This is a genomic window from Yoonia sp. SDW83-1, assembly GCF_046762885.1.
Taxonomy (GTDB): Bacteria; Pseudomonadota; Alphaproteobacteria; order Rhodobacterales; family Rhodobacteraceae; genus Yoonia.
Genome location: NZ_JBKQXO010000005.1, coordinates 1 through 24381 on the forward strand (window position 1 = coordinate 1; position 24381 = coordinate 24381).

The 24381-nt window shown below is 56.5% G+C and carries 19 protein-coding genes, 1 tRNA gene and 1 pseudogene; 5 read left to right on the plus strand and 16 right to left on the minus strand.

Annotated features, from left to right (window positions below):
* Positions 1-200 precede the first annotated feature (200 nt).
* The 8 genes and pseudogenes from ACFWW4_RS07625 to ACFWW4_RS07660 all read right to left on the minus strand — a co-directional run.
* Positions 201-758, minus strand: a pseudogene (locus ACFWW4_RS07625) (integrase core domain-containing protein); the annotation flags it as partial.
* A 225-nt stretch (positions 759-983) separates the two neighbouring features.
* A complete protein-coding gene (locus ACFWW4_RS07630; RefSeq protein WP_411890299.1) occupies positions 984-2039 on the minus strand; it encodes an ABC transporter ATP-binding protein in 1056 nt (351 codons plus the stop codon).
* 2 nt (positions 2040-2041) lie between these two features.
* On the minus strand, positions 2042-2878 hold the full coding sequence (ugpE, locus tag ACFWW4_RS07635; protein ID WP_411890528.1) for a sn-glycerol-3-phosphate ABC transporter permease UgpE: 837 nt from the start codon (positions 2876-2878) through the stop codon (positions 2042-2044).
* A 20-nt stretch (positions 2879-2898) separates the two neighbouring features.
* Positions 2899-3780 carry a sn-glycerol-3-phosphate ABC transporter permease UgpA gene (ugpA, locus tag ACFWW4_RS07640; protein ID WP_411890300.1) on the minus strand — a complete coding sequence of 294 codons (882 nt, stop codon included), beginning with the start codon at positions 3778-3780 and terminating at the stop codon, positions 2899-2901.
* Positions 3781-3830: 50 nt separating this feature from the next.
* Positions 3831-5141, minus strand: a complete 1311-nt coding sequence (ugpB, locus tag ACFWW4_RS07645) for a sn-glycerol-3-phosphate ABC transporter substrate-binding protein UgpB (protein WP_411890301.1) — start codon at positions 5139-5141, stop codon at positions 3831-3833.
* A gap of 943 nt (positions 5142-6084) precedes the next feature.
* On the minus strand, positions 6085-6309 hold the full coding sequence (locus ACFWW4_RS07650) for a DUF2461 family protein (RefSeq protein WP_411890302.1): 225 nt from the start codon (positions 6307-6309) through the stop codon (positions 6085-6087).
* A 248-nt stretch (positions 6310-6557) separates the two neighbouring features.
* Positions 6558-6632 (minus strand) — tRNA-Asn (locus tag ACFWW4_RS07655).
* A gap of 63 nt (positions 6633-6695) precedes the next feature.
* Positions 6696-7631: an MBL fold metallo-hydrolase gene (locus ACFWW4_RS07660; RefSeq protein ID WP_411890303.1), complete on the minus strand. Its 936-nt coding sequence runs from the start codon at positions 7629-7631 to the stop codon at positions 6696-6698.
* A gap of 41 nt (positions 7632-7672) precedes the next feature.
* Between ACFWW4_RS07660 and ACFWW4_RS07665 the strand changes: the two genes are divergently transcribed.
* Complete coding sequence (locus tag ACFWW4_RS07665) at positions 7673-8989, plus strand: ATP-binding protein (protein WP_393928823.1); 1317 nt, start codon at positions 7673-7675, stop codon at positions 8987-8989.
* On the opposite strand, the gene ACFWW4_RS07670 is transcribed toward ACFWW4_RS07665, so the two are convergent.
* From ACFWW4_RS07670 to ACFWW4_RS07705, 8 genes are all read right to left on the minus strand, one after another.
* A complete protein-coding gene (locus ACFWW4_RS07670) occupies positions 8986-9819 on the minus strand; it encodes a universal stress protein (protein WP_411890304.1) in 834 nt (277 codons plus the stop codon). The genes ACFWW4_RS07665 and ACFWW4_RS07670 overlap by 4 nt on opposite strands.
* A 21-nt stretch (positions 9820-9840) precedes the next feature.
* Complete coding sequence (locus tag ACFWW4_RS07675; RefSeq protein WP_411890305.1) at positions 9841-10824, minus strand: 2-dehydropantoate 2-reductase; 984 nt, start codon at positions 10822-10824, stop codon at positions 9841-9843.
* A gap of 3 nt (positions 10825-10827) precedes the next feature.
* Positions 10828-12357: an acyl--CoA ligase gene (locus ACFWW4_RS07680; RefSeq protein WP_411890306.1), complete on the minus strand. Its 1530-nt coding sequence runs from the start codon at positions 12355-12357 to the stop codon at positions 10828-10830.
* A gap of 36 nt (positions 12358-12393) precedes the next feature.
* On the minus strand, positions 12394-13908 hold the full coding sequence (locus ACFWW4_RS07685; RefSeq protein ID WP_411890307.1) for a tripartite tricarboxylate transporter permease: 1515 nt from the start codon (positions 13906-13908) through the stop codon (positions 12394-12396).
* 12 nt (positions 13909-13920) lie between these two features.
* The gene (locus ACFWW4_RS07690) at positions 13921-14412 is read right to left on the minus strand and encodes a tripartite tricarboxylate transporter TctB family protein (protein WP_393928833.1); all 492 of its coding nucleotides are present in this window, start codon (positions 14410-14412) and stop codon (positions 13921-13923) included.
* A gap of 86 nt (positions 14413-14498) precedes the next feature.
* Positions 14499-15476, minus strand: a complete 978-nt coding sequence (locus tag ACFWW4_RS07695) for a tripartite tricarboxylate transporter substrate binding protein (protein WP_393928835.1) — start codon at positions 15474-15476, stop codon at positions 14499-14501.
* A 603-nt stretch (positions 15477-16079) separates the two neighbouring features.
* Positions 16080-17504 carry a type IV pili methyl-accepting chemotaxis transducer N-terminal domain-containing protein gene (locus ACFWW4_RS07700; RefSeq protein WP_411890308.1) on the minus strand — a complete coding sequence of 475 codons (1425 nt, stop codon included), beginning with the start codon at positions 17502-17504 and terminating at the stop codon, positions 16080-16082.
* A 237-nt stretch (positions 17505-17741) separates the two neighbouring features.
* Complete coding sequence (locus ACFWW4_RS07705; RefSeq protein ID WP_411890309.1) at positions 17742-19334, minus strand: phosphate ABC transporter substrate-binding/OmpA family protein; 1593 nt, start codon at positions 19332-19334, stop codon at positions 17742-17744.
* Between the two features lie 616 nt (positions 19335-19950).
* Here ACFWW4_RS07705 and ACFWW4_RS07710 point away from each other — a divergent pair.
* Genes ACFWW4_RS07710 through ACFWW4_RS07725 form a run of 4 tightly spaced genes read left to right on the plus strand, consistent with a single transcriptional unit; the run spans position 19951 to position 24275 of the window.
* Complete coding sequence (locus ACFWW4_RS07710) at positions 19951-20592, plus strand: vWA domain-containing protein (RefSeq protein ID WP_411890310.1); 642 nt, start codon at positions 19951-19953, stop codon at positions 20590-20592.
* Positions 20593-20604: 12 nt separating this feature from the next.
* The gene (locus tag ACFWW4_RS07715) at positions 20605-21636 is read left to right on the plus strand and encodes a TerY-C metal binding domain-containing protein (protein WP_411890311.1); all 1032 of its coding nucleotides are present in this window, start codon (positions 20605-20607) and stop codon (positions 21634-21636) included.
* Positions 21637-22773 (plus strand): PP2C family serine/threonine-protein phosphatase, encoded by a 1137-nt coding sequence (locus ACFWW4_RS07720; protein WP_411890312.1) that lies wholly within the window; start codon positions 21637-21639, stop codon positions 22771-22773.
* Complete coding sequence (locus ACFWW4_RS07725; RefSeq protein WP_411890313.1) at positions 22770-24275, plus strand: helix-hairpin-helix domain-containing protein; 1506 nt, start codon at positions 22770-22772, stop codon at positions 24273-24275. The genes ACFWW4_RS07720 and ACFWW4_RS07725 overlap by 4 nt, the downstream gene beginning before the upstream one ends.
* Positions 24276-24381 lie beyond the last annotated feature (106 nt).

The window sequence follows — 24381 nt, forward strand, 5'->3', positions numbered from 1 at the left end:
CATATCGCGTGTTGAGGCATGTCAACCACGACACGGCACGCGGGTTGCCATAGCCTTGGCCAACTACACCGATACCTCGAGCGGCCAGAAAACGGAAACCAGAACCATCAGCAAAACCAACGACATCACGGTCAACGGCAAGCCGGCGCGCGGGAAATCCCTGAAACTGTACTGACCGGGACCATAGACCCATTCGGGATTTAATCTTTCTTTGACCGGTTAGCATATTTTGCGGGCGTTCGGCCAGCGAGGCTTGTGTGTGGGGGGGGGCGGTGGTGGTTGAGGGCTTGCGCCACGCTGTGACCAGAATGCGGGCATGACGCAGGCGGTAGGACAGGTTCTCATTCAGATACACATCCCGCATACTCCCGTTGAAGCTTTACACAAAACCGTTCTGCATCGATCTGCCGGATGCAATATAATGCGAGTCGATCTTGCGTATTGTTGCCACTTCAAGATCGCATTTGAGGTCAATTCGGCCCCGTTGTCCAAAAACACCAGGCAAGGGTGCCCTTGCATTTCGGCGATGCGATCCAGTTCGCGGGCCACGCGTTCGCCTGACAGGGATGTGTCGACCACGGAGGCCAAGCATTCCCGGATGAAGTCGTCGATGACGTTCAGGATCCGGAACCGGCGACTGCAGGATAAGCTGTCAGACACAAAGTCCAAGATTCAGCCTTGGTTCGGCTCCAGTGGGATCGCTATTGGTACTCTTTATCTAATGCGCGCTTGCGTTCGCCCCGTTTACGAACGGTTAAACACCGGACATTTCAGCGGAGTAGGTCATGCTGCACCTCGCTCAGAGGTTGAAGTGCCTCTGACAGGGATCACGCCGTGATTCGATGAAGAAATTCGTGTCACCGAACCAACAAAAATGATGGCGCTACAAATGCAGATCTTAGCTGACGTTAGTCATAACGCCAAATGCTACACTGGGGATTCTCAAAAGCGGACGTTTGTGAACAGATTGCACTGGAAACCTGCTAGCTTTTGCAACGCAAGCCGGTGTCAATATCAAACAAATGTGATTTGGCGGGTTGGATCGAAAACCGCATGGCAGAGTCCGCGCCATTCAAGACATGAACACCCGGTAGGCTGGCTGTGAAACCTTCGTTTGTATCGATAAGTTCACAGTGAAGCAGCGTATTTGCGCCAAGTGGTTCGGCCAATTTGGCATTAACGCGAATGGCTCCGGCTTCTTCGGCTATTAAATGTTCGGGGCGGATCCCAAATTTGACAGGGCCATCAGACCCACCGACCTCGACGATGCGTTGCTCACCCAACATCACCCAGCCATCCTTTATCTGCGCATCCAGAATGTTCATCGCAGGACTGCCGATGAACTGCGCGGCAAAAAGCGTGCGTGGTGTCTCATACACTTCAAGTGGGGTGCCAATCTGTTCGGCAACGCCACCGTTCATCACGATCATTCGGTCGGCCATTGTCATCGCCTCAACCTGGTCATGTGTCACGTAAAGCGCCGTGATGCCCAGCTTTGACTGAAGCTCTTTGATCTCAAGCCGCATCTGGACGCGCAGTTTTGCGTCAAGGTTCGATAGCGGCTCATCGAACAGAAACACAGCCGGTTCACGGACAATGGCACGTCCCATGGCAACGCGCTGGCGCTGCCCGCCTGACAGTTCTCTTGGCTTTCGATCAAGCAGCGGTTCGAGTTGCAACAACTTGGCCGCGTCCAGAACTTTGGAGTTGATTTGGTCTTTGGGTAGCCCAGCGATCTTCAGTCCATATCCCATGTTCTGACGAACTGACATGTGCGGATAAAGCGCGTAGTTCTGGAACACCATGGCGATATCCCGGTCCATGGGTTCCTTGTCGTTTGCGCGATCTCCGCCAATCAGAACGTCACCGGCCGTCACCGTTTCCAACCCTGCGACCATACGCAGCAATGTTGACTTTCCACAGCCGGACGGCCCGACAATCACGATGAATTCGCCATCGGCTATATCGGTCGTGATGCCATGGATCACATCAGTGGTGCCAAAGCTTTTCTTTATGTCTTGCAGGGAAACCGTTGCCATTTCTATTTCTCGCTATCCACAAGGCCGCGTATGAACAACCGTTGCATTCCGACGACGACAATCACAGGCGGGATCATCGCAAGGATTGAGGTCGCCATGATTGTGGGCCAGTGGGCAAAGTCATCGCCACTTGGGAACATCTGTTTGATACCCATCACGATGGTGTTCATTTCAGGGTCAGTGGTGATCAAAAGCGGCCAGAGGTATTGGTTCCAGCCGTAAATGAACAGGATCACAAAAAGGGCCGCTATGTTGGTGCGGCTCATGGGAACGACAATGTCCCAAAAGAAGCGCATAGGACGCGCGCCATCCACACGGGCGGCCTCGGCCAGTTCGTCGGGGATCGTCAGAAAGAACTGGCGGAACAGGAAGGTTGCTGTGGCCGAGGCAATCAGCGGAAAGATCAGGCCCGAGTAGGAATTCAACATCCCAAAGCCTGCCACGACTTCATAGGTTGGCACGATGCGCACCTCGACCGGCAGCATGAGCGTCAGGAATATCAGCCAGAAGAACAGGCTTCGACCGGGGAACTTGAAATAGACGATTGCGAAGGCTGACAGCAATGAGATGATGATCTTGCCCACTGCAATCCCGATAGCCATGACAAGGCTATTAAAGAGCATTGTCCCGACAGGCACGTTAATGCCTGAAAACAGCGCGTTCTTGTAATTGGTCCAAAGCTGGTCACCGGGCCACACCGGCATGGGCGGGCGGATGATTTCTGCTTGGGTCACGGTCGAGGCGACAAAGGCCAACCAGATCGGAAAGAAGATAACCAGCACGCCCAGGATCATAAATACATGTGACAGCCACAGGCCTGATCCGCGCTTTTCAACCATGCCGTGAACTTGACGCGCCATCAGTAATGCACCCGCTTTTCGATGAACTTGAACTGCAGTACGGTCAACAGCCCGACCACGATCAGCAAGATCACCGATTGCGCTGAGGATGAGCCAAGGTCTTGGCTGACAAAACCATCGGAATAGACCTTATAGACAAGGATCGTAGTCGTTTGTTGCGGACCACCGGCGGTGATCGTGTGGATCACACCGAAGGTTTCAAAGAAGGAATAGACGATATTGACGACCAGCAAGAAGAAGGTCGTCGGCGACAAGAGCGGCAGCACAATTGTCCAAAAACGCCGCCAGAAATGCGCGCCGTCAATTGCGGCTGCTTCGATCACGGATTTCGGGACGGCTTGAAGAGCCGCGAAGAAGAACAAGAAATTATAGCTGATCCGCCCCCACGCGGATGCAACGACGACCAAACCCATCGCCTCGCCCCCGTTCAGCACGTGGTTCCAATCGTATCCCAACTGCCCCAGATACCACGATACGACGCCAACGCGGGTATTGAACATAAAAAGCCAGAGCACGCCTGCGACCGCGGGCGCCACAGCATAGGGCCAGATCAGCAAGGTGCGATAAACGCCAGAACCTTTGATCAACCGGTCGGCGATGACCGCCAGAAAGAGTGCTGGGATCATTGAGCACAGTGTGACGAGTATCGAAAAGATTGCTGTTGTCACAAATGATGCGCGATAGAAACTGTCCGAAAGCAGGAACTCGAAATTTCCTAAACCCACGTATTGCATCGAAAGGCCGAAAGGATCGGGGATGAACAGCGATTGCCAGATCGCTTGTCCGGCCGGATAGAAAAAGAAGACAGCCGAGATTACGACTTGCGGCGCAATCAGCAAAGCCGGCAATAGCCACCCGCGAAATTTGACCCGTTTTTCCATCTGAACCCTAGGCAATAAAGGCGGGCCAGTTGGCCCGCCTCCACTTTGCTTTAGCCGTTCGCGGCTTCGAACCGACGCAAGAGCGCATCACCGCGTTCTTTTGCGCTGTCCATCGCTTCCTGCGCGGTCTTGTCGCCTGCCCAGATCGATTCCAGTTCTTCGTCGATGATTCCGCGGATCTGATCAAATGACCCAAGACGCAGGCCTTTGGAATTCGCCGTTGGCTCATTCGCGGTCATCTGAATGACGGCCACATCGGTGCCTGGATTTTCTTCATAGAAACCGGCGGCACGTGTTGCCTCACCCGCCTCTGAAGTGATGGGCAGATAGCCTGTGTCCTGATGCCATTGAGCCTGCACATCACTGGACGACAGGAAGGCCAGGAATTCGCCAACACCGGCGTATTCTGCTTCTTCATGGCCTTCCATGACCCAAAGCGATGCGCCACCGATGATGGTATTCTGCGGGCCGTTTCCCACGCCTTCCCAATAGGGTAATGGGCGCACGTCAAAGTCGAATTCGGCTTCGGCCTTGATCCCTGCATATCCAGCAGAGCTTTCGGTGAACAATGCACATTCACCAGACCGGAAGTTTGCACCACCTTCGTTGCGACGACCGGTATAGATGAATTTCCCGTCTCGCGCCCATTCGCCCATGGCCGTGAGGTGTGCCACCTGCGCCTCGCCATTCAGCATAAGCTCTGTGTCAAGACCGGCAAAGCCGTTGTCCTGACTGGCAAATGGCACGTCATGATAGGCAGAAAAGTTTTCAAGGTGAATCCAGCTTTGCCAGGCGGTCACCAGCGGGCATTCGGATCCTCCTGCCTTCAACGCTTCAAGGGTTTCGCCAACGTTCTGCCATGTTGACAGGTCTGTGTCTGGATCAACGCCAGCCGCTTCAAATGCGTCCCGGTTCACCCACAAAACAGGCGTCGAGGAATTAAACGGCAATGACAGCATTTCGCCGTCGGTCGTGGTGTAGTAGCCTTTGACCGAACCAATATAGGCATCGGGATCAAACGTCGCACCGCTTTGGGCCATCACCTCATACACGGGGCGGGTCGCACCTTGTGCCGACATCATCGTGGCTGTTCCGACCTCAAACACCATCAGGATGTGGGGGTGTTCGCCTGCCCGAAAGGCTGCGATGCCGGAGTTCAACGTTTCGGAGTAGTTGCCCTTGTGGCTCTGCACGACAACATAATCGCTTTGGCTGGCGTTGAATTCCTCGACCTGTGCTGCGACCAGTTCGCCCAGTCGACCGGTAAAGGCATGCCAGAATTGCACTTCGGTTTGTGCTATTGCTGAAACTGGCGACAGCAATGTGGATACGGCAAGAGCGCCGAGAATCGATCTGTTCATAAGTCCTCCCTTTGCACCGCAGCGGTGCTTCGTCCCTACACGCAGTGATCTAAGTCCTGCGTGAATTGTCTGACCAAAGGACGATACACTTGATCAGGGATTTATCAAGAAGGCAGCATCACGCTTTATGAGCTATGACTTCTTTGCGGCTAAATGATGCCTATAAATCGGTATATGGATATTGACTCGAACGGCACCGTGGGCGTCGAAATCCATCGTTACACTCTCAAACATTGACGAGCACTCATTTTGGCAATGCACATGGTGCGGTCGTTCTGCTTTGGCCATAGCTAATTCTCTATGCGCGACCAAACCCTCAAAAAAGTGCTGGCTTTGCAAAGATACCGATGGCAAGTCTGTCCCTCTTAAGCGATCCAGATGTTCTAATGATACGGAGAAGCGCGTCGCCGCCACACCGACAACCATCTGCGGCGCCTCGAGGACGGAGGGCTGGGCCACCATTAATCTCTTGCAAACCGAGAGCGAGCACTGTCGAGGGGGAACGAACAGGCCGAGACCGATGGTGACTGAGAATAAACTCTCAATCGCGGCCCAAACAACGCCAATCCCATGGCAACGACGAGGAGCATAAGGACAAAGGACAAAGTCTTCTCCTCCCCTGTCCAGTCGGTTAGAGCCTCACCACTTACCGCAACGACAAAAAAACTCAGTGCAATTCCGGCAAAGGTGTGCGTGAATTCCGTCGGCGAAAGGACATTAGTTTTGGTGAATACCAAGGGTCCGGGAAGCTAAAGGTCAGTCTCGAGCGGCCCAAGCGCGATCAGGAACCGAAGGAGAGTTGCTATTTTCCAAACACTGGCTTTCGGTTTACTCATTTCGAGATATCCCGACCCCAGACAAGAAAGTGCATCGCATCTTGTGAAAGCTTTTCCACGCGATCGGTCACATCATCGGAAGTAAAGGCGACTTTAGGCAAGTCCGCCTACAACAGCAGAGATTTTGGCTTAATTGCATCGGCATGCCTGTCAGTGTCATGCGCCTCGACACCACGTGGAATGGAAACTAGTCTGTTATTGTCGCCGAAACTGCGGTCCACCTTCGACAGGGCCTTGTAGGCGGCATCAAATGCTTCTGGTTCATCGACAATGGCTTTGCGGAACAGCTTCAAGGCCTTTGGCGCGAGGTTGTGCCAGCCGGTTCCGGCCAAGCCCTCCCTTCGCGTCCATATGAAAGTTGAGAACGCCACCGCTTTTGTGCTTCTTCCTAGAAGACGTCAGGACAGCCGCAATCGTGGTCTTGTTGGGCAACTTGTCTCAGCTGAACCGCACATCGGCCCGCAAAACTCATGGGAAGTCTTTGAGCCAGCAAATCAGAAGTGGGTGCCTATTACAGGCCTGCTAATCACACACATGAGTTGCTCGAGAACAACTCAAAACATTGATTTAATGGGTTAATTGGCTCCGACGGTAGGGATCGAACCTACGACCAATTGATTAACAGTCAACTGCTCTACCGCTGAGCTACGTCGGAACACTCGGGGCCATATAGCAATGCGTTTTGGCCGCGTCCAGTGGGTTTCGACAGGTTTTTGGATTAAGTCTGGTCATTAGCTGCGGCGTCCGAGATCGTGAATTCGGCGGCCACGCCAAGCGCGGGCCGCGCCACGACAATACCGCGCCCTGCGAAGTCGATGAGATGTGCAAAAACATTACGTTCGGCTGCGGGCAGCAACCCCTGCGCCACATCGGTATAAACTACTTTTGTCAAAGCGCTGACGGTCGCAGATCCGTCAGCAAGCGCCTTGATAATCTGGGCCTCGCGGTTGCGCCGATGTGCAATCAGCCACGCCAGCCGCGCCTTTGGATCGGTCACCGGCGCCCCGTGACCCGGGTAATAGATTCTCGCGGGCATGTTTTGCAGGCGATCACAGGAGCGCATGAAATCCGTCAGATCACCGTCTGGTGGGGACACGAGCGATGTGGACCAGCCCATGATATGATCGCCGGTAAAGATCACATCCCCCCAGCAAAAACACAGATGATTGCCGATATGGCCCGGTGTATGCAGTGCCGTGATCGGCTTTTGCGGAAAATCAATCATGTCACCGTTCCGCAGGATGGCATCTGGTTCAAAGGTGGGGTCGATGCCTTCGCCCCCGCCGGTCAGGCCTTCGGCGGCAAGCTGGCTCATGATCTCGCTGCGCCCTGCCCGGCTGTTGCCGAACGCATAAACCGGTGCGCCGACAGCGTCGCTCAACGGGCGGGCCAGCGGTGAATGATCAAGATGGGTGTGGGTGACCAATATGTGGCTCACCGGGCGACCCGCGATGGCAGCCAGCAGCGCCGCCAGATGATCCGAATTATCAGGCCCCGGATCAATGATGGCCAGCTTGTCCTTGCCCAGAATATAGCTGTTCGTGCCCAGATAGGTCATCGGTGACGGGTTCGGGGCCAGAACGAGCGCCAGATCCGGTGCAAGCCGGAAAGACACACCCGCCCTAGGCGCAAAGGATGCCGCTGCGTCTTTCATCCGTGCTTTCCGTTCGCGCATTCTGCCGATAGGTTCCGGCCATGTTGTTTCGCTGGATCAAGAATTACATGCCTCGCGGCCTTTATGGCCGGGCCGCGCTGATTCTGGTCTTGCCGGTTCTGCTGCTGCAATTGCTTGTCTCTGTGGTTTTCATTCAGCGCCACTTTGACGGGGTAACTCGCCTGATGACAAGTGCCGTCAATATTGAACTGCGCTTCCTGATTGACAGCGTCAATGACGCCCCTGATCTGCAAAGCGCGCGCGAAGCCATTTCCAGGCTGGACGCACCCCTTGAAATCCTGACGCTACTGCCTGCCACACCGGGTGATGCCGATATCAAGCCGCGGATCGATCTGACCGGGCAGATGGTAATTGAATCGATCCGTCAGGGCGTGGCCAATGTGATCGCTATTTCGCTGGAGGATCGGCGCCGCGTGCGGATGTGGGTCGAGACCCGCCATGGCATTCTGCAAATGGAGTTTAGCCGCAGGCGGGTGTCCGCATCCAATCCGCATCAGCTTTTGGTGATCATGGCGGTGATGGGCGCGGTGATGACGGCAATTGCCTATGTGTTCCTGCGCAATCAACTGCGCCCGATCAAACGGATGGCCGCAGCGGCGGCGGATTACGGCAAGGGCCGGGTCGTCCCGTTCAACCCCACCGGTGCCGTTGAGGTGCGTGAAGCTGGCATGGCGTTTCTGGACATGCGCAACAGGCTGGAACGCCAGACCCAAAGCCGCACGCTCATGTTGTCAGGGGTGAGCCATGATCTGCGCACCCCGCTGACCCGGTTGCGACTGGGATTATCGATGCTCGATGACAAGGATGTCGAGCCGCTCTTGCGTGATGTGGACGACATGCAAGGGCTGGTCAGCGCCTTTCTGGATTTTGCCCGTAGCGATGCAGGTGACAGTATGGAGCCTACCGTTCCGCAGGTGTTGGTCGAAGACGTGCTGGAGAACGCCAAGCGGATGGGGCAAAACGCAAGCGCCGGCGTGATCGAAGGGCCACGAGAAGAGGTTGGCCTGCGACCGCTGGCCATTCGCCGTGCTTTGGAAAACCTTGTCAGCAACGCCCTGCGTTATGGCTCACATGCTGAGGTCGGGGTCAGCGTCACGGAAAGGGCTGTTCGCTTTTACGTCGAAGACGACGGGCCCGGCATCCCGGCGGACAAGCGCGATGAGGCGATCAACCCCTTTGTGCGGCTGGACCCGGCCCGCAATCAGGACAAGGGCAGCGGCGTAGGCCTTGGCCTTTCTATCGTCTCGGACATCGCGCGCACCCACGGGGGCGTGCTGCGGCTCAGCGATAGTGAAAAACTGGGAGGGCTGAAGGCTGAACTGGTGCTGGGCCGTTAGTGGCTCATCAGGACCGGGATCCGGGTCTTGATGGCGATGTCTTGCGTCACACCGCCGATCAGCCCTTCACGGAGTGGCGAGTGATCATAGGCCCCCATGACCAGCAGGTTTGCGGCAACGGCCTCACAATGGTTGATCAATATCTCGGCCACTGAATCGCGGCCGCGTGGTAGTTCTGTCAGGGTCACAGAAAACCCGTGACGCTCCAACACTTTACACACGTCAAACCCCGGCAGTGACCGGGCCAGTGGCGCCCGTCCTACAGAAACGATTTCAATCATATCATCCGCCGCCAGAATACCCATTGCATCGGCCAATGCGCGGGCCGCCGCGCGCCCGCCATCCCATGCCACCACAACGCGGCGACCAGACACCTTGCTGTCATTGCCCGATGGGAAGATGATCACCGGCCGGCCGCTATCAAGCGCGATCCGGTCAGGATAGATTTCGATGTGAGATTGCCGGTATTCCGGGGTCGTTTCGTGTATGCCCAAGGCAATGATATCGTAAAGCCTCGCATAGGCTGCGATGGTGCGCTGAACCGGCCCCTCGCTTTCGATCCAGTGTCTCTTGTCTGCGGGCACCGGGGCGCTGGCCTCGTCGAACTTTTCCTTGATGTTCTGGTTTGACTGCTCCTCGACCTCCATGATCGCGTCTTTGACCTTTTGCGGCATCCAGGGCTGGATCTGTTGCGACAGTTTTGACCCGCCATGGGCAAACAGCCCGGTCAGATGGGCATCGTAATGGGCCTGCATCTGGACAGCCCCCGACAGCGCGGCTTCGGAGCCGGGAAAGCCGTTATATGCAACAAGAATGTTTTTGATGGCCACAACTTTGCCCCTTCCGTTCACTCAACGTCCGTAAAGACCTGCCGATTTGCCGCGCAACTGGATCAGCGCAAGAACAGTGTCGATTGTCGGTGTTGGTGTATTGGTCACGCGCCCCAGTTCCTGAACCGATCCGACAAGCGCGTCGATTTCCATGGGTCGCCCGGCATCCAGATCCTGCAGCATCGATGTCCGGTGCGCCCCCACAGCGGCCCCGCCATCAATCCGGCGGTCCACATCAATGGGGAATTTCACGCCCAGTTTCTCGGCAATCTCTTGCGCCTCGACCATCATGCCGCGCGCAACGGCGCGTGTGCCAGGGTCCGTACAAAGCACATCAAGGGTTGCATGCGTCAGCGCCGAGATCGGGTTAAACGACAGGTTCCCCCAAAGCTTGACCCAAATCTCGTCACGTAAACGCGGACGCACCGGCGCTTTCAGACCTGCGGCGGACAGCACTTTTGACAAGGCCATCGCCCTGTCTGATTTACTGCCATCGGGTTCGCCAAGCGAAAACCGGTTGCCTTCGATATGTTTGATGGTGCCGGGTTCTGAAACCTCGGCGGCCGGGTATACCACACAGCCAAGCACGCGATCCGGCCCAAAACCGTCCCATTGGGCGTTACCGGGATCAACCGTTTCCAGTCGCGTGCCTTCCAGATCTGTGCCGATCTTGTGGAAATACCACCACGGTACGCCATTCACACCGCTGACGATTGCTGTGTTATCGCCGATCAGCGGCTGCATCTTGTCCACAACGGGCGGAACCGAATGCGCCTTGAGCGTGACGATCACGTAATCCTGCGGGCCAAGATCGGCGGGGTTTTCGCTGGCCGTGACCGGGACGGTCACCGGATCCTTGTCTTCCTCGATCAGGGTCAGGCCCTTTTCTTTCATTGCCGCCAGATGCGGGCCTCGTGCCACAAGGCTGACATCAGCCCCAGCCTGCGCGAGCTTGACACCCATATAGCCGCCAATGGCCCCTGCCCCGAAAATGCAGATTTTCATAACTTACGCTTTCTCGATCAGGCCCAGCTTTTCAGCCAGGCCGATCCGTTGCATCTTGCCGGTGGCACCTTTGGGGATTTCATCCATGATGATCACCTTGCGTGGCACTTTGAAATCCGCCATGCGGTCCGCCGCAAAGGCACGAATGTCCTTATCGGTCGTCTCCGACCCTTCTTTCAGAACCACCGCCGCCGCGACCTCTTCCCCCAGCTTCGGATGCGGCAACGCAAAGGTGACGACCTGAGCAATATCGGGATGGTCAAGCAATACGCCATCCACCTCCAACGGGCTGATCTTTTCGCCGCCACGGTTGATGATCTCTTTCAACCGGCCGGTCAGATGCAGATATCCTTCGTCATCAAACGCCCCCTGATCACCAGTGCGGAACCAGCGTGCGCCATCCGCGTCAAAGAAATTCTTGGCATTGGCCTCTGGGTTACCTTCGTATCCGGGCGTGACATTGGGGCCGGAAATCACAACCTCGCCCGTCCCCTCGATCAGCTTGTTTTCGGTTTCATGGGCGATCCGCATCGCCGGACCCGCCGGGATGCCAACCGCGCCAGGTTTCTGGGTGCCGGATGCCAGCGGGTTGCAGGCCATCTGATGCGCTGCCTCCGTCATGCCGTAAGCCTCAACCACGGGCGCATTGAAGGTTTCGTTCAGGGCCACCATCACCTGCGCGGGCAACGAGGCGGAGGATGAGCGAAGGAAGCGGAGCGGCGTTTCCGCAATCACATCGGCATTGCGCCCTGCCCGGCTCAGGATAGCCTGATGCATGGTCGGCACAGCTGTATACCAGGTCGGCTGCGCCTCTTTCATCCAGGTGAAAAACTGCAGGGCGTTGAACCCCGGCGCGCACCAGATCGACGCACCAGCAGCCAGCGATGCGGTGACCGCCGCAATCAGTCCATGAATATGGAACAGCGGCATGACATTCATGCAGCGATCAGCAGCCGTCAGTTCAAGGGAGGTGCGGATATGTTCGGCAGAAGCCGCGATGTTTGATTGCAAAAGCGGCACGATCTTCGGGCGCGATGTTGTGCCGGATGTGTGCAGGATCAGGGCAACGTCATCAGAGGCCGGTTCCCCGCCATCCGCAGCACCCGTCACATCAGAGGAAAGCGTGAAGTACCCTGCCGTTGCACCCTCCGGCACAGACAGCCGCACAATCGCCATGCCTGCCTTTTGCGCGGCGGCCACCGCCGGGCCATCATCATCCGCCATGACGACAAGCGCTTTGGCTTTCAGATCAGAGAGGTAGAAATCATATTCCTCCTCGCGATAGGCCGGATTCAGGGGCGCTGTCGTGGCGACCTGCGCGATGGTCACAAAGGCCGTGGCCATTTCGGGTCCGTTGGGCAGAACGATTGCCACCCTATCCCCCTTGCCCACGCCCATCCCATTAAGCGACGCAGCCACCTCATCGGTCAGCCCCCGTAAGGCGTCGTAGCTCAACCATGTTTTGCCCGGTGCGCCGATCGCCGGTGCATCGCCCGGGTGACCCGACAAGAGTTCTTTCATCGTTGTGTACATGGGTTCGTCCTTGGTTATTCGATATTCAACTTGTGGTCAGACTTCGGCCCGCTTGCCCCGAAACAAGCGGCGCACATGTTTCAGAAGCGGTAACAGGAAGAAAACGACGCTCAGCGCGATGAAGCTAGCAGAGAGCGGGCGTTCGATAAATGCCAGCACATTGCCCTGCTCGGAAATCAGCGTCTGGCGAAAGCTTTTCTCCATCAGCGGTCCCAGCACAACGGCGAGCACCAATGGGGCCATCGGATAATCGGCCTTGCGCAGGAGGTATCCGGCAGCGCCAAAGCCAACGATCAGCCAGACATCATGCATTTTCTGGCTGGGGGCATAGCCGCCCACGATGCACAGGATCAGCACCATCGAACAGAGCACCGTAAATGGCATCCGCAGCGCCCAAACAAAGACCGGGATCAGCGCCAGATTCACCAGCACGGCGGCAAGGTTGGCCGTATAAAGCGATGAGATCAGGCCCCAGACAAAAACGGGTTGTTCGATAAACAGCATCGGCCCTGGCACCAGCCCCCACATCACCATGCCGCCCAACAAAAGCGCTGTTGTAGGCGACCCTGGAATGCCCAAGGTCAGCATCGGCAAAAGCGACCCGGTCGAGGCGGCGTTGTTGGCCGTTTCCGGGGCGGCCACCCCTTCGATATTGCCTTTGCCGAAGGTCTCGGGCTTTTTCGACATCAGCTTGGACAAGCCATAGGCCATCAGCGCGGCCGGTGTGGCGCCCGCTGCTGGCAACATGCCAACAAAGAACCCCATGATCGACCCAAAGCTCATCGTGCGCCACAGCTTGTTCATTTGCTGGATGCCCAGCTTGAGCTCTTTGAAGGTCAGTTTGGCCGGTGTGACACTTGGGGCCGATTTAGACGTCTCAATGGTGTAAAGGATCTCACCCACCCCGTAGATCCCGATAGCAAGCACCAGAAAACTCACGCCTGAATAAAATCCAGGCTGGTCGAAAAAGATCAGGCGCGGCTGACCGGAAATCAGGTCAAGACCCACGGTCGACAGGATCAGCCCAAGGCAGATCATGATGATAGTTTTCAGAACGTCATCGCCGCCCAGACCAACGAAGGTCGTAAAGGCCAGCAGCACAAGCGCGAATTCCTCCGGCGGTCCAAAGGCGAGCGCCACATCGGCCAGTGGCGCGGCAAACAGCGTAAACAGGACCACCGATACGGTCCCACCGACAAAAGACGCAACTGCGGCGGCAATCAGGGCCAGCCCGGCTTTGCCCTGTTGCGCCATCGGTCGCCCGTCAAACGTGGTCGCGACCGATGTTGACGCACCCGGTATGCCCAAAAGAATCGAACTGATCGCGCCCCCGTACATCGCCCCATAATAAATCGCGGCAAGCAGGATAATCGCCGAGGACGGCGGCACAATGAATGTCAGCGGTAGCACAATGGCCACGCCATTGACCGATCCAAGGCCCGGCATTGCCCCGATGAATAGCCCGGCGGTGACGCCAAGGATCACGATCATCAGGTTCAGCGGCGACAGCGATGTGGCAAAGCCGTCCGCAAGATGTCCTAACAGTTCCATGATCGGCGGCCCCTAAAAGAACATCGCATAAAGCGGCACAAATAGCGGCTCGGTCAGCCCCTTTGGCAGCAATATCTTGAGGGTCACCTCAAAGAAGAAAAACAGGAAAATCGGGGTGGACAATGTCAATGAAAGCGTCAGCACCCAACCATGCTTGCCAAAGATTTTCAGATACCAGATCAAAAAAAGCGGCAATGCAATATAGGCCCCGCCCCACGGGATCAGCGCAACGGTGGCGGTTAGCGCGATAATCACGCCGATGACAGAGCGCAGTGTTTCGGGGTCAAAAAAGTCGCCGGAATAGGCCGAGTTGCCGCGAAGCGATCTGATCAGAATGCCGCCCGCGGCCAGAAACATGATCGCTGACAGCCAGAACGGAAACGCGCCGCCTCCGGGACCGCCTGTCATGCCGTTCCAACCAATCGGCAATTCAATGGCATGCCACATAAAGTACAGGGACAACAGCATCAGGGCCGCTGCGATCATTCGATCAGCCGTCAACATGATCTCGTCTCGTTTTTATTGGATAGTGGTGAGTGTTGGGGCGCAGCGAAATCACCGCGCCCCACTGGATAAGTTCAGGAAAAGGCTTAGGAGCCTTCGCCCATCGTATTCAGCAACTCAGCATGTTTTTCACGCTCTTCCAGGAAGTAGGCCTGCAGTTCATCACCTGTCAGGAATTCCGCCATCAGTGCCTTTTCCTGGGTGTATGTCTGCCACTCTTCCGACTGGCTGAGTTGTTCAAACATGTTGGTGTAGTAGGCCACAGCCTCTGGCGCCATGTCCTTTGGCGCAACAAACGACCGCTGCATCCAGTAAACCAGATCGTGGCCGAGTTCACCCATCGTCGGGGTGTCCGGGAAGGCCCCAATGCGTTCAGGCGTGAACGCTGCAATCGGGCGCAGGTTACCGGCCTGATAGAAACCCAGCGCTTCAGACGGGTTGTTCACGGATGAATCGATATGGCCACCCACCAGGTTACGTGCCACATCACCACCGCCCGAGAACGGAACATATGTGACTGAAATGCCAAACTCGTTTTCAAGCATGGCTGTCACGAGGCTGTCTTCCTGGCCCGTACCAGTACCGCCCATCTTCCAGCTTCCACCAGCAGCGCGGACAGCTTCGACATAGTCATCAAGCGTTTCGATATCGCTGTCGGCATTGACCCACAGCACAAACGTATCAAGCGCCATACGTGCAATTGGTGTGAACTCTTCAATGTCGACACCAATGTCATTGCGCAGTGGCGTTGTGTAGTAGCTGTTCAGGGTCGCCATGATCAAATGGTTTTCACCCTCGTTGTCAGCCAGATAGCGCAATGCTTCCGCACCAGAGCCGCCACCCTTGTTCACGGGCAGGATCGGCATCGTGGACAGGTTTTCTTTCTGGATGATCGACTGGAACAGGCGCGCCAGACGGTCAGCACCGCCCCCTTGCCCGGCCATGATGACCATTTCGACAGGGCGATCGGGTGCCCAGTCTTGTGCTGAACTTGTCGTCGCGGTGAAAAACGCAGCGGATGCTGCAACTGCAAAACCAAGACCACGGATAAAACTATAAGTCATGTATTGTTCTCCCTATGACATAGAGGCGAGCATTTCTTCACTAGTCAATTTGTCACGGGGCTAACTCCGCGCCTCTTGCAACCAAGCTTAGGCCAGTTCAACGAAACTACAACTACAAAAATGAAATGTGTGGTTGTGACTCTGCTTGTAAGGAAGGCATGCCGCCGCATACCGCATTTTCATGGGACGAAAGATTATTTTATGAGCAGTTTGTCTTTAAGTTACTGAATTAAATTGACTTTTAGACATGACGCTAACCGTCACCTGACGCGAGGGAACGTGCCTTAAAAGAGCGTAACAAGACCTGTTTATGCGCTAACACCGTACTACCTAGGGCCGTCTCGATATGTCAATAATTTCTGCAGACAATCCCCGGGTGAAACCACCCCAGGGAGACGGGGGTTTGCATCATATATTCCTTAGGTTGATATCGAATGACGCTTGAGATGACTGTCGTCAGTAAATCAATGACCAAACGGATCACCTTACAGTTGCACCATCAGAACGAAAAATCGGGCGGCCGGATTAAACCGACCGCCCGCATTTTGGTACTCCGATCTGCACACGCGCTTAGTGGATGGCGCGTGCGTGACGGTTCGTCGTTTACATCAGGCTTTGGATATTGATGCCAAAGGTGATGGCCCCGATCGGCTCGTTCGTAGCAGGGTCGACGATTGGAAGCGATGCCTGGGTCTGATAGAACCCTGTGCTGTCGTCAAACTCCACATCGCTGATGTGCAACCCGCCATCTTCACGACCATAGGTCTCCTGCCACTTGGCTTCGTCACCCTGCCAATAATCCGATGTCTCGACACTTTGCGCGACATTCAGGCCTTTGTTGTCCATGACGAATACCTCCGTCACCAGGCCTGCCGTGGCGTTTTGCTGATCGAGCAACCAGGCAGAAACCGGCCCTGACAACAGCTCGGTGATCAGTGGACCCCCGCCCGCATCAGCCTCGGCCCGCCATGTCTGGTCAAGCGCAATGATATCGGCCTCGGACAGGTCTGCATGTTCGACGTTTTGCGCCTTGATCGCGTCAATCAGGTCAGGATCAATGATCCACTGCGACAGAACGTTTTCAGCATAGGCCTGTAGCGGAACCCGATACACCCCTTCCTGACCCGGAACGGCAATCAGATAGAGCGTGATCGCGTTATTGACGTCAACTTCCAGCTTCTGGGTCAGCTCGTTGGACGCAGCGACCATATCCGGGGTGATGGTGTCACCCGCAAGGGCGGCATCAAAAACACCCTTCTCGGCGCTCCACAGATCATAGGTCGCGCTCAGGCTGTTCTTGACCGCGTCGTTGGGCGGCGGGTTGATCCCGGCATCCGGGAAACCGTCACGCAGGGCGACCAGCGATCGGTCAAACAGGTCGACCGTTTCGCGCAGTTCTTCAACCGTCCCAAGCTCCGGGGCGCTGACCGCAAGGCCGCACATCGCACGGGTCATACGGTTGACGAACGTTTTCTGGCGGCTGGCAAAGTTCAGCACAGTCGCGTCGCTTTGCAGCAATTCCTGCGGGTCAGAGTAAACGCCGGAAATGTCAGAAGCCAGAACGACGGTCAGTTCAAACAAATCCCGATAGTTCTGGCGCACAGTCCGCGCGTCGTTTTCCGTGGCTGATCCCGCCAACATGTTTTCGGTGGCTGCGCGGATAGGCAACCACGCATCCGTCACCCGCTGAAGCACCTGCAGGTTCCGGTTGTCGCTTTCCGCTGTAGGGATACCAAGTGCGGTATCACCGTCACGCAGCCCCATCAGAATCGCGTTGAAGTCCGAGCGGATACTTTCCAGATCGGATTTTGCGGCATCCTCCTGAATGCCTGCATTCAGCCGGCAGCTAGTCGCGGTGACAGCCTCGCTGAGGGATCGCAGATTGGAAGACAGATAGACACGTGCCTTACCACCTTCGTAAAGATCCGGGTCGAAAACTTGCGCTGTTGCCTGACCGGGCAGCGCAGTGAAGGCTCCAAGCAATGCCGCCATCGCGAGCGCGCTTGCATGTTGAGTTACCTTTAACATCTTTTGGTTCCTGTTTGTCGTCTGCCTGACACAAGTATTGCATCACGGCAGAGATTCATTCCGAGGCCAATTTTCACAGCCCGCATAGGGCTCACCAATTTGCGATTCATTTCACCTTATGCGTGCAATGCACGCGTCAGGTCAAATGATGACTGTGAGAGGTTTCCTTGGGACACACGTTGCCCCAAGACACCTCCAAGGCCAGATAAGACGGCCGTCAGTTTCCTGACAGCCAAATCAGCCATTGGCCGTCTGGATCCAGACTTCCACGCGACGATTGATCTGTCGACCACTGTCAGAGACGTTGCACGCAGCAGGCGCAACTTCGCCAAAGCCGGCAACACCCATGGTGATGTTGGACAACCGATTACCGGCGAATTCTTCCAGATTGGCCCTTACCCGTTCGGCACGCGACACAGACAGCTGCTGGTTGTTTTCGAACGCGCCGACATCATCGGTAAATCCAACAAACAGAACATTTGTCCCGGCAGGCTGCTTCTCCAGATAATCGGCCAGTCGCGCCAGATTCAGCATTCCGCGCTGTCCAAGGTTCTGCGAACCGGTCTGGAACCGGAATGTGGTCGACAGCCGGTCATAATCGACCATTTGCGACAGCATTTCGCGCATCAGCAGGCCTTCAAAGGGATCGACATTTGGATCCAGCAACTGTCGGGCACGATCGCCGTCCAGTGGCTGCGCCCGCCGATCAACGCCGAGGCTGATAAAGCCAGCCTTTGAAACGACCTCTTCAGCGGGTTCGGAAAGCGCGTATTCGATAAAGTCGGTGACCGACTCATCGCTCGTATCGCTGCGATTATAGAGATACAGGAAACGCTGCAGCGCGTATTCTTCGGTCCGGGCCGAAAAGCTGTCGGGTGTCATGCTCAACCCACATTCGTTGATCAGCGTAACCGGCTGTGCGCCGCGTTGGAACGCAAACCCTGAATAACCGATCGCATTCACGTCCGAATTGACGATCAAAGCCATTTCGTTGCTGTCGCGCGCAATGACAACAGAGCCGGGGTCGCGGGGGACGTCGTCGCCGAAAACCACGTTTTTGAACACATCGCGCGTATCGGAGTCCTCAGCACGGGAAACAAGCGTAATCGGCGCGTTAGCACCGCCCACTTCGGACCAATTGGTGATGCGGCCGCTATAGATGTCGCGCAACTGATCCATCGTCAGTTCGCTCACCGAATTGTTCGGGTTAACGATCACGACCAGTGTATCAAGTGCCAGGATATGTTCCTGGCTGGGGTCGATCATGTTGCCGGCCCCATCGCCGCGCAGCGCGCGTGCTTCCTGCGGCAAGATGCGGCGCGTCGCCATACCGACGGAGGCCGTCTGTTCCAGCAACGCTTCAAACGCATCGTTCGAACTTGTGGATGAAACGAGATATTCGCCCAAAACGTCGCCAAATCCCTGATCCCCGACGATTTCGGCAACCGCTCCGTTGCCGTCACCGGTCGACGTGATCGTCGCTTGCGCGCCCTTGGACGCGGCATAGCCAGACAACAGCAAAGGCATCACGCCAACACCGATAGTGTCAGAGCCAACAATCGTAACGTCAGCCTCGACCGTCCCGAAGGTGGGGCAGGATTCGCCGATACAACTGACCCGTGATGCGGAAACACGCAGGTCCCCCAGCGCCGTTTTGACAACATAGCTGTTGTCGTCGAAATCGACGAACTCACCAACGATGTTCACCGTTCCATCGGCGGATCGGAGGGTGACTTCACCGGCCAAACTGGCCGTTGGAAGCAGCATCGCGCAGGATAGCGCGAGCGCGGACTTCAGACTAAGCTTTCTTGAGACGTCACTACTCGACATATCTCTCTCCTGAAAATTGATCCTTTCCAAAATACTGGCTAACTAAATTTACTCGGTGGAATGGTCGGACTTAGATTACTGTTTTTCGCGGAGGTCAACTCCGCAACACAACGTCAACCTCCATCCGCATTAAGTAAAAACTTAGGCGGAATTTGGCCAATTTGGTGCTAGCTGCCTTGCTTATGTCCGCCGGGCACCATCCAGCACCAGTCGTTCGGTGGACGAAACGGATGCCTAGCACGTGTCTAGTCGAACGCACGCACGACCGATGCAGATCAGGACGGTGTCGATCCTTGATACTGATAACATTGTGAAAAACTCTCCTTTGGGTTCAAAGTTGGAGTAAGCACAAGCGGTTAATATTTACTAAAGACGTACATTCACCAAACTTGCCACGCAGTATTGCATGAGCCTCAGCCAAAAAAGAAAAGTCGCGTGCAAGGCGCGGCGAAACCAGATCAGCGTCGCACATTGTCCACCCTAGAATATTATTCTATCACGGCCTCCAGAACCCGACAAGGAGACGACGGATGCCCAACTTCTGCCCGATTGGTATCTCAGGGTTGCGTCGGAGCCGAACAATACCCCTGATTGTAACTGACTGCTGAGAGATTCTATGCGCCGCCTTCCCGTCTACATTTTGCTTGATACCAGCGGCTCCATGCGGGGCGAACCGATTCACGCAGTCAACAACTCCATGCAGGTCTTGCTTTCGACTTTGCGACAGGATCCACATGCGTTGGACACCGTCCATATCGGCCTGATCACCTTCGATCTTGAGGCGCGCGTGATGCAGGAACTCACGCCGCTCGACGCCTTTCCGCAAGTGACGCTCGAAACACCGAACAGTGGCCCCACATTCCTGGGCGAAGCGCTGAAACTGGTGCAGCAGAAAGTCAAATCAGAGGTCCGCGTCGGCTCTGACGAAGGCAAGGGTGATTGGGCCCCCCTTCTTTTCGTCATGACCGATGGCAAGCCCTCTGACACGATGGTCTTTAACGAACAGGTCGAGGCGATCAAATCCGCAGGATTCGCTGCCATGGTAGGATGCGGCGCAGGCCCGTCAGCGGACGTTACCGCGCTCAAACGTTTCTGCACCTCAGTCGCCATGTTGGATACGCTCGACGGTCCAGGGTTTGAGCAGTTTTTCAAATGGGTCAGTGATGTCATTGCCGATGGCAGCCGGTCCCAGAACGCGGGTGCGGCCGATGTCACCGAACTGCCCCCGCCACCGCGCGAAATCAATATCGTTATCTAAGGAGGCTGTCCCATGCGGATGCTCCCCGTCTATTTCCTAATCGATGTCTCCGAATCGATGATTGGCGACACGATGCGCCAGCTTGATGAAGGTCTGGCCAAGCTGTCGGACACGCTGAAGACTATCCCGGAAGCGTTGGAGACGGCGCAGGTGTCCGTCATCGCTTTTGCCGGAAAGGCCAAGGTTATCACGCCCATGGTCGAGGTGGCCAACCTTTACCCCCCGCGTCTACCCATCGGCGGCGGGACCAGCCTGGGTGCCGCGCTTGAGCTGCTGATGGAACGGATTGATCACGACGTGACCCCCACAACGCCCGATCGCAAAGGCGACTGGAAACCCATCGTGTTCCTGCTGACGGATGGCGTGCCCACTGATAATCCGGGGTCTGCCATGACAAGGTGGAAATCAGACTACGCGCGCAAGGCCAGCCTGGTGTCGATCTCTGTCGGGGGGCGCGCGGACCTCAAGGGCCTGCGAGAGATTTCGGACAAGACGATGATCCTGAACGATATCAGCGACAATGCATTCGCCAACCTGATTACATGGGTCACCCAATCCATCACCATTCAAAGCCAAAGCGTTGGCATCGGCGCTGCGGGGGACGGCGTGAATCTGTCCAAGAATATGCCCGACGAGTTGGCCGAAGATGACGGGATCAGTGCCGGGCTGCCCGATGATCGATATGCCGTCGTGATCGGCAAATGCGAAACCAACGAACTGCCCTTTCTGCTGAAATATGAGAAGTCGCGTCATCAGGATGGCGTCTATGAGTTCCGGGCCGCGCAGGGGGTCAGCAATCAGTATTTCGAGCTTTGCGCAGATGGCGGTGCCATGCAGGAGATGAATGTGCAGAACCTGATGGGCGGGTCATCCTGCCCGCACTGCCCGAACGAAATCACAATGGCCCATTGCGGCAAATGCGGCGGCATCCATTGCCTTGATGTGCGCACCAAACAGGCGGTCTGCCCTTGGTGCGGCGGGGCTGGCACATATGGCGCCTCCGCCCCCGGCGAAGGCTTCAACGTCAATCGCGGTCTTGGATAGATGCCGCCGCGATATCTTGAAGGGCGGCTCAGCCGGGCCGCGACGGTGGGCGAATACTTTGCCGCCGAGTTGCTGGAACCCGCAGGGCTGACACGCATCGAAGTGGATTGGCCGGACGATGCCGATCTGACCTTTGAACAGGACAAGAAATCCGGCAAATGGATCATCAGCGGCACGGTTCATAGCGCCAAGATGTATGAATTTATCTTTCGAGGCACGATCAATAACAAGGATGTAGCGGTCAACCTGCGCCTGCCCGCCAGCCCCGACCCGTGGACGATATGGAAAGACCTGCCCGTCGATTGGAACACCCTGCCCTATCCCAAACCCGATACCGCCAGTTTCCGGGTCGAGGGCGATGGGCTGATGATTGCGGCCAGCCGCCGGGGTCGGTCTCACGCGCACAAGGCGCTGCCACGCGACGATGATACGCGCATCTATTTCGATAAAGATACTGGCTGGCATATCATGGCAGTGGCCGACGGTGCAGGCAGTGCCGAGTACTCCCGCCTTGGCTCTCAAACGGCGGTTGAATTTGCTGCCACATCATTGCCCGGCTTACTTTCCGCCCACTTGCCCGATCCAGACACTGCTGACCTGACAGCCGCACTCGATGCCACTCTAGGCGCGGCAATTCGCCAGACCGCCGATATGCTGGATGCGTTGGCACGAGAAACAGGCCAGCGCCTGCAGTCATTCAGCACGACACTGCTAATCGGAATCGCTCGCGAAACAGATGATGGTTGGTTCTTCGCGAGCATATCGGTTGGCGACGGCCTTGTCGGTCTCATCGCTGACAACAACCCTTTGATGATGTCCGCCGATAATGGCGAATTCGCAGGCCAGACGACGTTCCTGCGCAGCGACCTTTTTGCTGACAAAGCCAACATCGCTACCCGCATCCACCATCGCACCGTGCCGGATTTCACCGCCTTCATGCTGATGACAGATGGCGTATCCGACCCGATGTTTGCGTCAGAAGCGGCGACACAAGACCCCGCCGCATGGACCTCCCTTTACGATCAAATCGCAGACCTTGATGAAACCGCCCTGCTTGAGTGGTTGAACTTCAAAGTCAAAGGCGAACATGACGACCGCACCATCGCTATCCTGACCCCGCCCGAGACCCAGAAATGATCCGCACCAAGACGACAGACCGCACCGATATCGCCTTTGAACCCAAGCATTTCGCCCAAGGGGGGATGAAAAACGTCCATTGGATAGAAGGCCGGCGTGCGGTGATCGGCTTTTATCGCAAGAAGCCCGACCAGCAGGGGATGGAGCGGCTGCAGGCCATCGTCGGCGCTCATCGCAAATCCATCCTCGAAGGGGCCGGTGGCGATACGCTGGGTAAACTGTTCCGCTGGCCCGAGGCATTGGTGGAATGGAACGGGACCGTGGGCGTTGTTGTCCCTGTTTTTGAAAGTCAGTTCTTTTTCCAGAACGGATCGTTCGACAATGACCGGCTGCGGATCAAGGGCAAGGAGAAAGAGGGCAAATGGTTCGCCTCTGCCCATAACCGCAACACGTTCCTTGATCCGCGCGAGGCGGGCGATTGGCTGGGCTACCTCAAAATATGTATCCGGCTGGCGCGTGCCGTGCGGCGCCTGCACGCCTCCGGCCTCGCCCATTCGGACCTCAGCTACAAAAACGTCCTCGTCGACCCACTGACGGGTGATGCTTGCATCATCGATATCGACGGGCTTGTCGTGCCTGACAAATTCCCGCCAGAGGTGGTGGGCACACCCGATTTCGTGGCCCCCGAGGTGGTCGCGACCCAGCATCTGGAGATCACAGACCCGCGCCGCAAACTGCCCAGCATGCAGACCGATCTGCACGCGCTGGCAGTCCTGACCTACATGTATCTGACGCTGCGCCACCCGCTGAAGGGCCGCAAGATCCATGATGTGAACGACAGCGCCCGCGACGATATGCTGTCGATGGGCAAACACGCGCTCTTTGTCGAACATCCCGATGATCCATCCAACCGGATCAATATCGAGCATGTCCGCGAAAGCGAAATGCCATGGGCGGATACCGACAAGATGCCGATGTCACTCTGCGGACCACTGATCACGGACCTGTTCAAGCGGGCCTTTATCGACGGGTTGCATGACCCCGCCCAACGCCCCCGCGCGGATGATTGGGAACGCGCGCTGGTCTATACTGCCGACATGCTGTTGCCCTGCGCCAATACCGGCTGCACCGGCAAATGGTTTGTGTTCGACAACACGACCACGCCGACCTGCCCGTTCTGTGCGACGCCATACGGGAAGGACGTGCCGATCCTGAATCTTTATTCCGCCCGGTCCGGCGAAAGCTTCCGGCCCGACAATTACCGGGTGACGGTTTATGACGGGATCGGGCTTTATGCCTGGCACGCCAACCGGTTCAAGTCACCCAATGAACGGCTTGCCCCCGCCGACCGGGCGCGGCTGGCCTATTTCCAGAAACACAACGGTCAGTGGCACATGGTCAACGAAGGATTGCCGCATATGAAAGATATCGGCACCGATACCGCGATCCCCATTGGCGGCAGCACCATTTTGGGTGACGATGCCCGCATTCTGCTGGATACGCAAAACGGCGGGCGGCTGATCCAGGTGCAACTGGCAGGCACAGCCACAGAACCGTCGTGATTATGTCGCGATTACCCGCTTAAACGCTTGTCAAGTCATCCAGACAGCACTTTAAACCAGAACGTCACGTCCTAAATATCCTCCAAGCAATCATAAAAGGGAGACA